Source organism: Streptomyces sp. NPDC104371 (assembly GCF_055583785.1).
Window position 1 is genome coordinate 598810 of sequence record NZ_JBVJNF010000003.1, and the last position, 14433, is coordinate 613242.

Sequence of the window (14433 nt, forward strand, 5' to 3'; positions counted from 1 at the left end):
GGGGCGTGGCATGATCGTGGCATGCCTGAACGTGTTGTGGCCGCCTGCGACGGGGCGTCGAAGGGAAACCCGGGACCCGCCGGATGGGCCTGGGTCGTCGCCGACGACGCGGAGATCCCCAGCCGCTGGGAGGCCGGTCCGCTGGGCCGGACGACCAACAACGTCGCCGAACTCACCGCCCTGGAACGCCTGTTGACGGCGGTCGACCCGGATGTCCCGCTGGAGATCCGGATGGACTCCCAGTACGCGATGAAGGCCGTGACGACCTGGCTGCCCGGCTGGAAGCGCAAGGGCTGGAAGACCGCCTCCGGCAAGCCCGTCGCCAACCAGGAACTGGTCGCGCGGATCGACGGTCTGCTCGACGGCCGCCAGGTCGAGTTCCGCTACGTCCCGGCCCACCAGGTCGACGGCGACCGCCTCAACGACTTCGCGGACCGCGCCGCCAGCCAGGCGGCCACGGTCCAGGAAGCGGCGGGCAGTGCGTACGGCTCCCCGGAGCCGCTGCCCTCGTCGCAACCTGCGGTCCCGGCCGCCCGCCGTGCCGCGGCCCCCGCCAAGCGCGCCTCCGGCCGCACGATCAAGGCGAAGTTCCCGGGCCGCTGCGTCTGCGGACGGTCGTACGCGGCGGGCGAGTCGATCGCCAAGAACACCCAGGGCTGGGGTCACCCGGAGTGCCGCACGGCCGCCGACTGACTCCCGGCGGGCAGGGGGCAGGTCAGGGCACGCGGGCCACGCCCACGTAGATGGAGGACTCCTCCGCCCGCGGGACAGGCGCGTCCGTGTCCTGATGCCAGGCGGGGGCGGTCACCAGACCGGGGTCCACGAGGTCGAGCCCGGCGAAGAAGCGCAGGACCTCCGCGTGGCTGCGCAGCGCCAGCCTGATCCCGCCCTTGCCGTAGTCCCCGGTCGCCCGGCCCGCGAGTTCCGGGTGGAAGTCGCCGGTGCCGTGGGTCAGGACGAGATGGCTGCCGGACGGCAGGGCGTCGACCAGGGTGCGGACGACCCCGTCGGCGTCCTCGTCGTCGGGGATGAAGTGCAGCAGTGCGACGAGGGACAGGGCGAGCGGCCTGTCGAAGTCGAGGAACGCGCGCGCGTGCGCGAGGACCTCCGCGGGGCGGCGGACATCCGCCTGGATGTAGTCCGTGGCCCCCTCCGGTGTACTGACCAGCAGCGCCTCCGCGTGACGCAGCACGATGGGGTCGTTGTCGGTGTAGGCGACCCGGCACCGAGGGTTCACGCCCTGCACGATCTGGTGGAGGTTCGGCTCGGTGGGGATACCGGTGCCGATGTCCAGGAACTGGTCGATGCCGCGCCGGGCCAGCCAGCGCATCGCGCGGTGCATGAAGGCACGGTTCAGTCGCGCGTCCCGGAAGGCGTCCTGCGGTAACCGGGCCGCCATCTCCTCGTCGACCGCGTAGTGGTCCTTGCCGCCCAGCAGACAGTCGTAGATGCGCGCCGGATGGGGCTTGCCGGTGTCGACGCGAACGTCGGGGGTGCGCTGTGTCATGTGGTGCTCCTGTGCCGATGGTGGTGTGCAGGGGCAAGCAAAGCGGTCGTCCGCGGGCGGCACAAGGGGGAAACACGACCAAGTCTTTGCCTTGGATCTCCCGGATCCAGAAGGTGAATGACCATTCACCTGGGTAGGGTGAATTGTCATTCACCCGCGATTCACACCTGCCTCTGGAGCGCCGATGGCCCCGATACCTGTACCGCCGGACCGATCCACCACCCCCGACGAGCCGGTCGACCGGCCAGGGGTGCGGGAGCGGGCGGCGGTCCCGGTACTGGCCTTCGGCGGCATCCTCATGGCCGTCATGCAGACGGTGGTCGTCCCGCTGCTGCCCGACCTGCCCCGGCTGACCGGCGCCTCGGCGGGCGCCGTCTCCTGGATGGTGACCGCCACACTGCTGTCCGGCGCCGTGCTCACCCCGGTGCTCGGGCGCGCGGGTGACATGTACGGCAAGCGGCGGGTGCTGCTGGCCGCGCTCGGGCTGATGACGCTGGGCTCGGTGCTCTGCGCCCTCTCGTCCGACATCGGCGTGCTCATCACGGCGCGTGCCTTGCAGGGCGCGGCCGCCGCGGTCGTCCCGCTCTCGATCAGCATCCTGCGGGACGAACTGCCGCCCGAGCGCACCGGATCCGCGGTCGCGCTCATGAGTTCCACCGTCGGCATCGGGGCGGCGCTCGGCCTGCCCCTGGCCGCGCTGGTGATCCAGTACGCGACCTGGCACACCATGTTCTGGGTGACCAGCGGCCTCGGTGCCGTCGGCCTGCTGCTCGCCTGGTGGGCGGTCCGCGAGTCCCCCGTGCGCGCCCCCGGCCGCTTCGACGTCCTCGGCGCGCTGGGCCTGGCCGCCGGTCTGGTCAGCCTGCTGCTGGCCGTGTCACAGGGCGGCCAGTGGGGGTGGGGGAGCCCCCGCATCCTGGGCCTGTTCGTGGCCTGCGTCCTGATCCTGACCCTGTGGTCCGTGCAGCAGTTGCGCTCCGAGCGGCCCCTGGTCGATCTGCGCCTGGCCGCCCGCCCGCGCGTCGCGCTGCCCCACATCGCCGCCCTGCTCGTCGGCTTCGGCTTCTACGCCAACTCCCTGGTGACGGCCCAGCTCGTCCAGGCGCCCAAGGCCACCGGGTACGGGCTCGGCCTGTCCATCGTGGGCAGCGGACTGTGCCTGCTGCCCGGCGGTCTGACCATGCTGCTGTTCTCGCCGCTCTCGGCCCGTATCTCCGCGTCCCGCGGCCCGCGCGTCACCCTCGCCCTGGGGGCCGCCGTGCTCGCCCTCGGCTATGCCGTCCGGATCGCCGACAGCCGCGACCTGTGGATGGTCGTCGTGGGCGCGTCGATCGTGGCGACGGGCACCACCCTCGCCTACTCGGCGCTGCCCACGCTGATCCTGGGCGCGGTACCGGCCGGGCAGACCGCGTCCGCGAACGGCGTCAACGTCCTGATGCGCACGATCGGTCAAGCCGTCTGCAGCGCCGCCGTCGCCGCGGTCCTGGTCCACCACACGAGTCCCGTCGGGGGCATCCCCGTGCCCACGCTCCACGGCTATCTGCTGACGTTCGCGATGGCGGGTACGGTCGCCGTGGTGGCCTGTGCCGCCGCCCTGACCATCCCCAAGGACCGTGCCTCGGCCGGCACCCGCCGCGCCAGTGTCCGTACGGAAGCCGCGCGCGACGAGGCGCTGGAAGGAGCGTGACCCCATGACCACCCCGTCCGTCACCGCCCCCGCGGGCCCCGCCGCGGAGCCGGACCGCTCGACCGGAGCGAGACCGGGGCCCGGGGCCGCCGAGGCGCCCCGCGGCCCCGCCCGCCGTGACGCCGAGGCGACCAAGGCCGCGATCCTGCGGGCCGTGCGTCACCTCCACGCCCGGCACGCGCAGGCGGACATCACGCTGAAGGCGGTCGCCGAGCGGGCCGGGGTCAGCGCGCCCCTGATCCTGAAGTACTTCGGCAACAAGGACGCGCTCTTCGCCCAGGTCATGTCCTTCGAGGAGGACGCCGTGGCGCTGCTGGACGCACCGCTCGCGGACCTCGGCCGTCATATGGTCCGCCATGTTCTGGTGAGCCAGACCGAGCAGGGCGCCGACCCCGTCCTGCGTATCGTGTTCGCGCCCCTGCACCGTGAGCGGGGCGAGACGCTGCGCACCAACTTCCGCGCCCAGGTAGCCGATCGCCTCGCCGCCCGGCTGGGCGGCCCGGACGCGGGCCTGCGCGCGGAACTGGCGGTGAGCGCCCTGCTGGGCCTGAGCGTGATGTTCGGCATCGTGCGCGGCCCTCAGGTGCGCGCCGCCGACATCGAGGACATCGTCGAGCGCTACGGTCCGCTCGTACAGGCCCAACTGACGTCCTGAGCCAGGCCGTTCACCGGGTAGTGAGGGCCCTTCGCGGTCAGTTCTCCTTCTGCGGGGTCAACTCGCTGGGCCGGACGACCACGAACCCCTCACCCTCCAGCTTGAGTTGGACGGCCTCGCCCGAACCACCGCGCAGCATCGAGCCGATGGACTGCGACCGGCTCAACGAGGTGTGCAGCGCGGCCGTCCAGCCCACCACCGCGTCGGTGTCGACGTACACGGGCTGCTGGGGCGAGACGGGGATGACCAGGGGCGAACCCTCACAGATCAGCCCCAGTTCGCCCTGCCCGCTGAAGACGCTGTTGAACAGTCCGCCGCCGGTCATCCCGGCGCCCTTCACCGTGCGGATCTGGTACGACAGGGAGGCGTCGAAGCACAGGACGTTGCGGCCGTTGACGGTGAACTCGTCACCCGGCTCGATCTCCACGATGAAGCAGTTCTGCGCCTCGTGCGCGAACCAGGCCTCGCCCTGCCCGCGCACGGTCATGAGCGGCAGCCCCTCACCCGTGACCGCCCGCTTGAACATCCCGCCCACGCCCTGGCCCTTGCGCTCGAACTGGAGGCTGCCGCGGTAGGCGACCATCGCCCCCTGCCGCGCGAGCATCTCGCCGTTCACGACATAGCGGATGGACTTCGCGTTCTCTATCGACATACCCGGCGTCGTGGCCGGCTGGACCATGTGGTCGCTGGAAAACAGGTACCCCTTCATAGGGGCATCCTGCTCCCGGGGGGTCGCCCGCGCCAAGATCACCGATGTACGGATACGGCAACAACGCGGCCCGCGTGCCGCGTCGGTGGGGACGCGCGAGGGCCGCCGCGCCGGGGTGGCGCGGCGGCCCTTGTCCATGCGGACGGGTTCAGCCCTTGATCTCGCTCCAGGCCTGTACCCAGTCGGAATACGGCACGCACTTGACGTTCGTCCGCCCGTCGAGGCACTGCTCGATCGGCGTCGTCCAGAACGCGATGTCCTTCCAGTAACTCTCGTCCATGGCGTGGAAGGTGTCACAGAAGGTCGGGTCGCTGGTCTCGTCGCAGGACTTGATGTTGGCCGGAGCCTCACCGAAGTACTCGGCGATCTGCGCGTTGACCTTCGGCGAGATGACCCAGTTCATCCACTTGTAGGCGCAGTTGGGGTGCTTCGCCTTGGCGGCGATCATCCACGTGTCGGACCAGCCGGTCGCGCCCTCCTGGGGAAGCACGGCCTTCACCTTGGCGCCCTCGCTGGCGGCGAGGTTGGCGATGACCTGCCACGTGGTGCCGATCACGGAGTCACCGCTCTTGAAGGCCGAGACCTCCTTGAGGTAGTCACCCCAGTACTCACCGACGTTCGGACGCTGCTTCTTGAGCAGGTCCACGGCCGCGTCGAACTGCTGCTGGTCGAGCGCGTACGGGTTGCGGATGTGCAGCCCCGGCTTCGTCTCGCTCAGATACAGCGCCGCGTCCGCGATGTAGATCGGGGAGTCGTACGCCGTGACATGCCCCTTGTGCTTCGAGGCGTCGTCGAAGACCGCGGACCACGAGGTCGGGGCGGGCGAGACCTCCTGCGTGTTGTACATGAGCAGGTTGGCGCCACGACCGTGCGGAATGCCGTACATGGTGCCGTTGTAGGAGTTCCAGTCCTGCTTCTTCAGACCGAAGAACACGTCCTTGTAGTTGGGCACCAGGTCCGTGTTCACCGGCGCCGCCTCACCGGAGGCGATGAGCCGGAGGGAGGCGTCACCCGACGCCGAGGCGGCGTCGTAGGCACCGGTCTTCATCAGCTTGACCATCTCGTCCGAGCTGGCCGCCACCTTGGAGTTGACCCGGCAACCCGTCTGCTTCTCGAACGGGGTGACCCAGTCGACCTTCGGGTCCGTGGAGCCGTCCTCCACATAGCCCGCCCAGTTGATCAGGTTGACCTGTCCTTCGGGCGTGCCGAGCTTCGACTGCGCCTTCAGGTCCGGGGGGTTGAAGCTGCTGGACGAGCTGGAGTCGCTCGAGTCCGCGAATAACCCGCAGCCGCTCATGAGCAGAAGGGAGCAGACGGCGGCTGTCGCTCTGAACGACTTGGTGAACAACGATCTGCTGAACAAGGAAATCTCCACGACGGGGGGAGTGGGGGACGGTGCGGGGGGTGACGGTGGGGGAACGGGGGGAGTTGGGGACGGGGGCTGCGAGGACGGTGCTGCGACGGGGGCGGGGGACGGGCAGGCCACCACGCGGACGACGGGCGCGGAGCTGGTCCGCGAACGGCACCCGGTGGCGGGATGGTGCGGTGACCAGGGCAACTCCGGACGCCGTGGATCGCAGTGGCGTACTCGGACGATGCTCCAGGCCGGCGGGCAGGCCAAACAGCCCGCCCAGAAGTCCGCCTGGGTGACAGGGTGCTGTCTCCGGCGGACGGCGTGGCCAACACCTTACGGAGCGTCGCTATTTGGATCAACTTTGAGCAGGCCCTGGCCAGTTGACCTGGGGGCAACGTGCGACGCGGTAAAGAGGCCGTATACGGTCGCCGTCATGTCCGACTCCCCGCGGCAGCCCGGCTTCCTGCCCTGTCTCACCCCCCACCCCGCCCCGACGGCCCCCGACATGGCCGTGAGGGAGGGGAGCGGCCACCTCGCGGGCGCGGGAACGGCGACGCTCGACCCGGTCACCGAAGCCACCGTCGCGGCCCAGGTGCGTTCCACCCTGGAGGCCGTCTTCGACGCCGTCGCCCGCACCCGGGCCGATGTCGCCGCCCTGCTCGCGCGGGTCGCCGCCCAGGGCCGCCGCCCGGCGACCGCCGACCTCGCCGCGCTGCGTCCCGGGCTCCATCTCCACCTGGCCCGGCAGGAGTTGGTCTCCGGCGTCGGCTTCGTCGCGGCACCGGGACTGCTCGGTGACGTACCGGCCTGGCTGGAGTGGTGGCAGACCAGCTCCGGTGGTGGCGTACGGCCGCTGCTGCCCGACCTCGACCCGCGGCAGTCCGCCTACTCCGACTACACGCACTGGGACTGGTTCACCCTGCCCCGCGACACCGGCCACCGCGCGGTCGCGGGCCCGTACGTCGACTACCTGTGCTCGGAGGAGTACAGCCTCACCCTGTCCGCGCCGGTCCACATCGAGGGCCGGTTCGCCGGGGTCACCGCGGCGGACGTGTACCTGCGGCACTTCGAGGCCGCCGTGATGCCGCTGCTCCGCGCGCTGCCGGAACCGGCCCATCTGGTCAACGCCCGTGGCCGGGTGGCCGCGTCCGCCGACCCGGCCCATCTGGTCGGCTCGCTCACCAAGGGCCCCGACTTCGGCGCGCGGCTCGCCGCGGGCCGCCCCGGCCGCCATGGCCGACTGCGCCTGGTCCCGTGCGACGGCATCCCCCTGGTCCTCGTCATGACAGAGCACTGAACCGAGCCGCCCCGACAGCCAGGTTCAACTTCCCCCAAGGGGTAATTTCCCCCAAATGGGGTTATTTTCATGACATGAATACGGCGAGCTTTGAACTACTGGCTGTCTCCAGTCAGCAGCTAAGCGTGTTCGCCGCCTTCATCGGCGGCATGTTCGTCTCGGCTGCGCTGATCTGGGCCGTGCGGCTCGGAATGTCCATACGGGACCGGGAGTTGCCCCCGCCCGATCCGGAGGAGCAGCCCCATCTGCCCGCGACCGGACCGGTCCATGAGACGCAGGAGGTCAGGGAGCCCGACGAAGTGCCCCACGCGACACAGGAGAGCGAGCGGCTCATGCCGTACGAACTCCACCACGCGCCCAGCAGGCGGGGCGAGCACCAGGAGCGCAAGCGCTGGCACCCGGGCTCCAGCGGCTCCTTCGGCAGCGGCGGACCGGGGCACGTCTGACCGTGAGCGGGTGGGCGAGCCGATGGCCGCGCTCACGGCAGATCGGCCGCGGCGTCCTCCGGTGCCAGATCCGGACGCAGCCGCAGCCATGACGGGTGCCTGAGCCGACCGGACCGGGTGCGCGAGACATAGCGGACCTCGCCCACCAGCCTGGGCAGCACCCAGTGGACCTCCGGCATGCGCGGCTCGGGGTCGAAGGGGCAGGTGTGCGACTCCATGGCCAGCAGCAGTCGGCCGAGTTCGGCGCGCTCGTCCTCGCTCCAGCCCGTCCCCACACGGCCGACGTACCGCAGTCGCCCCGCCTCCCGCTGCCCCACCAGCAGCGCTCCGGGCAGCCCCGACAGCCGTCCGCGCCCCGGAAGCCAGCCACCGACGATCACGTCCACGGTCTGCGCGTTACGGATCTTGATCCAGGAGCGGGAGCGCACCCCCGCCTCGTACACCGAGTCGACCTTCTTGCACACCAGCCCCTCCAGGCCGTTGTCCCGCGTCGCCTGGAGCGCCTGCGCGCCATGCCCGACCAGGGCGCCCGGCGTCGACCAGTAGGGCCCCGTCAGCGCGAGCCCCTCCAGGGTCTGCCGTCTGCGCAGATACGGGAGCGCGGTGAGGCGGTGCCGCAGGAACATCACGTCGAACAGCACGAGGTGTACGGGGGTCTGCGTCGCCCGGCGAGCCGCCAGCGCGGGGGACTGGGCGAGCCCCATGCGGGACTGCAACCGCTGGAAGTCGCCCCGGCCCCGCTCGTCGAGCGCCACCACCTCCCCGTCCAGGATCGCGGGCACCGCGCCGAGGGCCCCGCCCAGGGCGTGCAGCTCGGGATAGGCGTTCGTGATGACCTCGCCCGAGCGGGCGCGCAGCTCCACGGTGCCGTCGCCGGGCAGATAGACCACCACGCGCTGGCCGTCCTGCTTCGTCTCGTACGCCCACCGCTCGTCCTGCCCGGCGGGCGGCAGCGCGCCGGGGGTCGCGAGCATGGGGGCGATCAGCGGCAGTCTCACGGGTCGGTTCTCCGCTCGGACACGTTCAGGACTGGTTCAGGACAGGTTCATGGCAGGTTCAGCGCAGGCGATGTGATGTGTGCCACGTGCATCATCTGCGTCCTCCCATGCCCGGAAGGATCGTGGCTGCGCACGGCTTGATCAATGATCAAGCAAGGCAAAACTCTGTTCACGGAACGTTCTGCGTATTTGACACTTTGTCGCGCGCACGGATAGGAATCAGACGCGAAGCGGAGGTGGAGTGTGCGCGAGCCCCATGTGATCGGTGACTGGCAGGAATGCGCGGACGCGCATGCCGGTCTGCGTGTCCGCGTGCACGGCCTGGAAAGGGTGGAGCCGCCGCACGGGCGCGACGACGCCGCGGAGGGGTTGATCTATTTCCGCTTCCGGGTGACGGTGGAAAACCGCATGGTGAACGCCGTGGGCATCCATCTCGAAGACGGTCAGGTTGATGTCCGCACGGGTTCCGACGGCGAGAGCGCATTTCTCGACTGGCGCAACTCGCAATTCATCGAGGGCTTCGATCTCTATCCGCTGCGCCGCGCCACGGCGGTGCTGTACGCCGCCGCCCCGGAATCATGTCTGCACCTCATCGATATTCAGGTGCAGGTGAAGGCGGACGACGATTGGGCCGAGCGGTATCTGTGGTCCGGCGACATGACCGCGACCTACGGCCTGCCCGGCACGGGCGGCGCCCGAGCCGACGGAGTGGCCGAGCACCTGGCCGGACAGATCGGCGTCTTCCTGCGCGAGCAGACGGAACGCGGACGCGGCTGAGCGCCCGTCCTTCTCCCGTACTTCCTGCTCAGCGCCCCGGATCTTCCGGCCCTGGCTTCGTGTCGCCGGACACGGGGGCGTCGCCGCCCGGTGCGCGGAGCAGCTTGGCGTTGTCGCGTATGCGCTCCAGGGGCTTGGTGAGGTTGCGGAAGGAGAAGCCCTCCCGCTTGCGCGGCTCGCGGCGCGTGGCCGGCTGGGCCCCGGACTCCCGGTAGTCCGCCAGCGCCTGATGGGCCAGCTCGGCCGCCTCCTTGTACAGATCGCGCGACTTCGTCATGGCCTCAAGCGCCTCCTCGTAGGCGGCGACCTGACCGCGGGCCTGGGCCAGCTCCTCCTCCAGCGTCGTCAGATGCCACTGCTCGCGCAGCTCGGCCAGCGCCTCCTCGGCCCCCTCGGGCAGCGGGCGGGGCGACTCGGCGTAGCGCCGCACGGTGTCGATGAGCTCCGTGGGCCGCGAACCGTCGAGGAACACCGAGCGTACGGAGAAGGCGTCGTCCCCGACACCGGGGTCGGCGGGCGCCGCCGGGAGCACGACGGCGCCACCGCGCGGCACCCGCGCCCCCAGGTCGTACAGCGCCCAGTTGACCACCTGGAACTGGTCGGGAGCGGCGCGGTGCTCCACTATGCGATGGCGCAGGCTCGGCGGCAGCAGCGGGGCCAGCGGGCGGCGCCCCAGCTCATCGGTGGTCATCGCCTCATGCACGATCACATGCACGCTCCACGACCGGCGCGCGCAGTCCCGCAGCAGCCGCCGCAGCGCCCGGTCGTCCGTGGGCAGCGGGTTGATCTCTCGGAAGCGGAGCCCGGGGAGCGTGTCGTGGTCCCAGGGCACCTCGGCGTCCTCGGGCCAGAACACGGTGGCGGGCGAGAGCCAGTCGACGTCCCAGCGCCGGTCCGCCTCCGCCACGAGCGCCCACTCCTGCGCGCCGCTCCTGTCCTCGTAGGCGCCGAGGTTCAGCCGCGCCCGTACGACGATGTCGTCGGCGACCAGCCAGCGGGCCTCGAAGGCGCGCCCGGTGTGCTCGCCCGGCCCCTCGAACTCGAGATGATCCTGGATGACCTCGCTGCTCTTCAGCTCGCGCAGGCGCTGTCGGACCGCGTCCTCGGCACCCGTGCCGAGGTGGCGCCCACGCGCCAGCCACACGGTGTCGGGAGCCGTCGGGTGGGCAGGGGAGGACTTGGTCATGGAGGCACTCTGGGGGACGGGGACGAGGTCGCCCTCCCAGTATGGTCCGAGCACGTCAAAGGACGGTAAACGAGGTCTCCCCGGGGCCCGGTGGCTCGGGATCCGAACGCCCAGGGTGTCAGTCCGCAGAGTGTCAGCTTCGCTCAGGGTGCCAGCTTGTCGAACGCCGCCTGTCCTTCGGCCGCGAGCTTGCGCTTGGCCCACGCCAGGGTGCTGGGCGTGATGTCCTTGCCCGAGGCGAGGACCAGATCCTCCGGCGAGGCCTCCGACGGGGCCGCGTGCAGGAGGTCGTCCGGCGTGGCACGGTCGTCGGACAGACGACGGGACGCTTCGTCAGGCTGTGACGTCGACATGATGTCTCCTCCGCGAGTCGATCCGCAGTCTCCCCCTCACCTTTCAACGAGTCGCAGCCGCCCGCATCCGGAAGCGAGGCGGCCCCCGCGGACGTGTGCGACACAAGGCCGCGCCGAGCCACCGGGCGCGGTCATGACGTCACCGGTGGTGTGGGGTGGCGCAGGCTGTCCTCGGGGGAGGGCTCGGGGGCCTGCGTGGCCGCCACCACGTGGCTCAGCTTCAGGACGCCGCCTACGACCAGGGCCACGCCCAGCGCCTCCGGGAGCAGCCACCACCCGGTGCGGATGTGCTCCTCGAACAGCATCACGCCCAGGACCAGGCTCACCGTGGCGTCGCCGACGGTCAGTGCGGGCTGGGACGCGGTCAGGGGGCCCGCCTGGAGGGCGTTCTCCAGGAGCAGGACGGCGCTGACACCGGTCAGCGCGAACCCGTAGGTCTGCCAGGACGTGAGGAAGGCCCGCAGCCCGTGGTCGGCGAACGTACCCGTGGCGGACTTCAGCAGCGCGGCGGTGAGGGCGTTGCCGACCGCCGCGGCCGACCCCAGCACGGCGGCGCGGAACAGCGGCGGGCGTCCGGGGCGGGTCAGGACGACCGCCGCGACCATGGCACCCAGGCACCCCACCAGAACCGGGAACCACCGCACCATGGACGCCTGGTCCTCCGCCCCGGAGGGCGCGGCGGAGCCCAGCACCAGGGCGAGCCCGGTGACCACCGCGACGATCGCCCACCAGCCGGAGCCCGGCAACCGGCGGCGCATCAGCCGCGCGGCGATGAGCAGGGCGAAGGGCAGTTCCAGGACGAACAGCGGCTGCACCAGCGCCATGGGCCCGTTCACCAGGGCGAGCGCCTGGAACAGCGCGGCGCCGACGACCCCGCCGACACCGATCAGCCAGACGGGGCGGTGGGCCAGGGCGAGCAGCATCCGCAGGCCGCCACCGCGCGCGAGCGTGGAGGCCGCCTTGCGTTGGAACGCGGTACCCATCGCGTTGCTCGCGGCCCCCGTGACGGCGAACAGCGCGGCAAGCTCGATCACCACTCCAGGATGCCCCGTGACGGCGACCACGGCGCCCCGACCGGGACGCGTCAATACACCGTGAGTGTGCCGATGCGGGCACGAGGTTGACGGCTGCGGTCCCCGCCCCTGCGGCGCGAGCACGCCTTCGCGCAGGTCCGGTCACCAGCGGGCGGTACCCGCCCACACGACAGGCGGGCTTCTCCCGGCGACGAGTGCTCCCGTACGGGACGGCGGCGGGTCTATGGTGAGCGGCATGTCCGGCCCCGAGCTGATCCGTATCGTCTCCCGAGACTCCCCCATGGCCCTCGCCCAGGTGGAGCGCGTACGCGGTGAACTGGCCGCACGCCACCCGCACATCCGTACCGAGGTCGTCCCCGTGAAGACGACCGGCGACCGCTGGATGGGCAGCCTCTCCCAGGTGGAGGGCAAGGGCGCGTTCACCAAGGAGGTCGACGCCGCGCTGCTGGCGGGTGACGCGGATCTGGCCGTGCACTGCCTCAAGGACGTGCCCGCCGACCGGCCGCTCCCCGTCGGTACGGTGTTCGCCGCCGTCCTGCGGCGCGACGACCTGCGCGACGCCCTGGTCCACCCCGGCGGGCTCACCCTCGACGAACTCCCGCCCGGTACCCGGATCGGCACGTCCTCGGTCCGGCGCACCGCCCAGCTCGCCGCCAGTCACCCGCATCTGACGTGCGTGCCGATGCGCGGCAACGCCAACCGGCGCCTGGACAAGCTCGCGGCCGGTGAGGCGGACGCTCTGCTGCTGGCCCGGTCCGGGCTGGAACGCATCGGCCGTACGGACGTCATCAGCGAGGTGCTGTCCCTGGAGACGATGATGCCGCCGATCGGCGCGGGCATCCTCGCGTTGCAGTGCCGTCAGGACGACACGGCGGTCATCGACAGCGTCAGCGACCTCGGGCACCCCGGCACCCACCGCGAGGCCGCCGCCGAGCGCATGCTGCTCCATGTCCTCCAGGGCCACTGCAACTCGCCCATCGCCGGGTATGCCCGCGCCGAACGCCAGAGCGACCTGTCCCTGCGGGCGGCCGTGTTCACCCCCGACGGCAAGACCATGCTCAACGCCCACGAGTGGGCGGGCCCGCTGGACGCCGAGACGCTGGGCACGTCGGTCGCCGTCGCGCTGCTGCGCCAGGGTGCCCGCGCCCTGATCGACTCCATCGCGCACTGACGCGCCTGGCGTCCCGCAGCGCTCAGTTCTCCCGCTCCCCGGCCGCGGGCTCGGGCTCCTGAGGGGAACGGTCGGCATGGAGGACCAGCCCGTGCTGGCGGCCTGCCTGGGTGCTCGGGACACGCCGGAGCGCGACGAGCGCGGCGTCGTCGTCGAGGCGGCCACCGGTGTGGGCGAGAAGGTCGCGCCGGATGTGGTGGACGAGCGCCGCGGGGGCGGCCTCGGTCCACTGCGCGACGCGTTCGGCGAGGGGGTAGAAGCGGCCGTCGGCGTCGCGGGCCTCGATGACCCCGTCGGTGTAGAGCAGGAGGGTCTCGCCGGGGTGGAAGGAGAACACGTCCAGGTCGTAGCTCTCCGGGCCCGTCGCCCCGATCCCCATCGGAGGAGCGGGGCGCAGCTCCGGAACGGTGACCACATGACCAGGGCTGAGCAGCAGCGGCGGCGGATGCCCGCAACTGGTCACGCGGGTGAGCGGAGCCGCGTACGGGATCTCCACCAGCAAGGCGGTGGCGAAGCGTTCACCGATCTCCTCGGGCGGCTCGAAGTCGTCCAGATAGCGGCTGACGCTCTTCTCCAGGGCGGCGGCCAGTTCCGGCAGGGAGCCGTGCCGGTAGCCGATCTCGCGGAACGCGCCGAGCAACAGGGCGGCCTCACCGACGGCGGAGAGGCCCTTGCCGCGTACGTCGCCGATCATCACGCGCACCTCGCCGTCGGTACGCGTGGTCGCGTAAAGGTCGCCGCCGATCTGCGCCTCGTCCTCGGCGGCCATGTACAGGCTGGCGATCTTGAGGGGACCGATCTGTTCGGGCAGTGGCCACAGCAGCACCCGCTGCGCGGCCTCGGCCACCGAGCGGACCTGGGCCAGTTGCGCGTGGTAGCGGTCCCGGACGGCGCAGTAGAGGACGATCAGCGCGGAGAGCACGGTGAGGGTGATGATCTGCACGATGTGGTTCGTGGTGTACAGCCCGCCGTGTGCTTCGGCGACCACGAACTGTCCCCCCACGGCCAGCGCCCCGACGAGCGCGGTCAGCCGCGGGCCCGCGAACGACGGCGTGAGGGCGGGCGCGATGATCAGAGTGGGGCCCAGATGCACATCGGCGGGGGAGTGGATGTCCACGATCGTCGTCGCCACGATGAGCGCGAGGGGGAGCAGCAGCAGGGCGTGGCTCCGCTGCCATGGCTCCCGCATATCGGCGAGACTGTGCCGCAAACCCATGCCTTCCACCCTGCCTCGCCCCCGGTCGAGCGGCCACCGTGTA

General features: G+C 71.3%; 15 protein-coding genes. 7 read left to right on the forward strand and 8 right to left on the reverse strand.

Annotation, left to right across the window (positions count from 1 at the left end; all coding sequences use genetic code 11):
- The first annotated feature begins 21 nt into the window (after positions 1-21).
- On the forward strand, positions 22-693 hold the full coding sequence (locus tag ACZ60T_RS13405) for a ribonuclease H family protein (RefSeq protein ID WP_469665959.1): 672 nt from the start codon (positions 22-24) through the stop codon (positions 691-693).
- 22 nt (positions 694-715) lie between these two features.
- Here the strand turns inward: ACZ60T_RS13405 and ACZ60T_RS13410 are convergent, their stop codons facing one another.
- Positions 716-1507, reverse strand: a complete 792-nt coding sequence (locus ACZ60T_RS13410) for an SAM-dependent methyltransferase (protein ID WP_469665961.1) — start codon at positions 1505-1507, stop codon at positions 716-718.
- 184 nt (positions 1508-1691) lie between these two features.
- Here ACZ60T_RS13410 and ACZ60T_RS13415 point away from each other — a divergent pair, with 184 nt between their 5' ends.
- Together ACZ60T_RS13415 and ACZ60T_RS13420 are read left to right on the forward strand one after the other, a co-directional pair.
- Positions 1692-3194: an MFS transporter gene (locus ACZ60T_RS13415; protein ID WP_365627018.1), complete on the forward strand. Its 1503-nt coding sequence runs from the start codon at positions 1692-1694 to the stop codon at positions 3192-3194.
- Between the two features lie 4 nt (positions 3195-3198).
- Complete coding sequence (locus ACZ60T_RS13420; protein WP_469665963.1) at positions 3199-3849, forward strand: TetR/AcrR family transcriptional regulator; 651 nt, start codon at positions 3199-3201, stop codon at positions 3847-3849.
- A gap of 37 nt (positions 3850-3886) precedes the next feature.
- Here ACZ60T_RS13420 and ACZ60T_RS13425 read toward each other — a convergent pair whose 3' ends face one another.
- A complete protein-coding gene (locus ACZ60T_RS13425) occupies positions 3887-4558 on the reverse strand; it encodes an AIM24 family protein (RefSeq protein ID WP_365627024.1) in 672 nt (223 codons plus the stop codon).
- A gap of 148 nt (positions 4559-4706) precedes the next feature.
- Entirely contained in the window at positions 4707-5855 is a 1149-nt protein-coding gene (locus ACZ60T_RS13430) for an ABC transporter substrate-binding protein (RefSeq protein WP_365627413.1), read from the reverse strand.
- Positions 5856-6417: 562 nt separating this feature from the next.
- Between ACZ60T_RS13430 and ACZ60T_RS13435 the strand changes: the two genes are divergently transcribed.
- Together ACZ60T_RS13435 and ACZ60T_RS13440 are read left to right on the forward strand one after the other, a co-directional pair.
- Complete coding sequence (locus ACZ60T_RS13435; protein WP_469666086.1) at positions 6418-7209, forward strand: cache domain-containing protein; 792 nt, start codon at positions 6418-6420, stop codon at positions 7207-7209.
- 74 nt (positions 7210-7283) lie between these two features.
- The gene (locus tag ACZ60T_RS13440) at positions 7284-7655 is read left to right on the forward strand and encodes a DUF6479 family protein (RefSeq protein ID WP_365627027.1); all 372 of its coding nucleotides are present in this window, start codon (positions 7284-7286) and stop codon (positions 7653-7655) included.
- A 32-nt stretch (positions 7656-7687) separates the two neighbouring features.
- On the opposite strand, the gene ligD is transcribed toward ACZ60T_RS13440, so the two are convergent.
- On the reverse strand, positions 7688-8653 hold the full coding sequence (gene ligD, locus ACZ60T_RS13445) for a non-homologous end-joining DNA ligase (protein ID WP_469665964.1): 966 nt from the start codon (positions 8651-8653) through the stop codon (positions 7688-7690).
- Positions 8654-8896: 243 nt separating this feature from the next.
- On the opposite strand from ligD, the gene ACZ60T_RS13450 reads away from it, so the two are divergent.
- Entirely contained in the window at positions 8897-9430 is a 534-nt protein-coding gene (locus ACZ60T_RS13450; protein WP_469665965.1) for a hypothetical protein, read from the forward strand.
- 28 nt (positions 9431-9458) lie between these two features.
- Here ACZ60T_RS13450 and ACZ60T_RS13455 read toward each other — a convergent pair whose 3' ends face one another.
- The 3 genes from ACZ60T_RS13455 to ACZ60T_RS13465 form a co-directional block, all read right to left on the reverse strand.
- The gene (locus tag ACZ60T_RS13455) at positions 9459-10616 is read right to left on the reverse strand and encodes a hypothetical protein (RefSeq protein WP_469665967.1); all 1158 of its coding nucleotides are present in this window, start codon (positions 10614-10616) and stop codon (positions 9459-9461) included.
- A gap of 143 nt (positions 10617-10759) precedes the next feature.
- Positions 10760-10969, reverse strand: coding sequence for a hypothetical protein (locus ACZ60T_RS13460; RefSeq protein WP_252426806.1), 210 nt, complete (start codon positions 10967-10969; stop codon positions 10760-10762).
- Positions 10970-11100: 131 nt separating this feature from the next.
- On the reverse strand, positions 11101-12003 hold the full coding sequence (locus ACZ60T_RS13465; protein WP_469665968.1) for a DMT family transporter: 903 nt from the start codon (positions 12001-12003) through the stop codon (positions 11101-11103).
- 235 nt (positions 12004-12238) lie between these two features.
- Between ACZ60T_RS13465 and hemC the strand changes: the two genes are divergently transcribed.
- The gene (gene hemC, locus ACZ60T_RS13470; protein WP_365627044.1) at positions 12239-13174 is read left to right on the forward strand and encodes a hydroxymethylbilane synthase; all 936 of its coding nucleotides are present in this window, start codon (positions 12239-12241) and stop codon (positions 13172-13174) included.
- 22 nt (positions 13175-13196) lie between these two features.
- Here hemC and ACZ60T_RS13475 read toward each other — a convergent pair whose 3' ends face one another.
- The gene (locus ACZ60T_RS13475; protein ID WP_469665969.1) at positions 13197-14390 is read right to left on the reverse strand and encodes a PP2C family protein-serine/threonine phosphatase; all 1194 of its coding nucleotides are present in this window, start codon (positions 14388-14390) and stop codon (positions 13197-13199) included.
- Between the last annotated feature and the right edge of the window lie 43 nt (positions 14391-14433).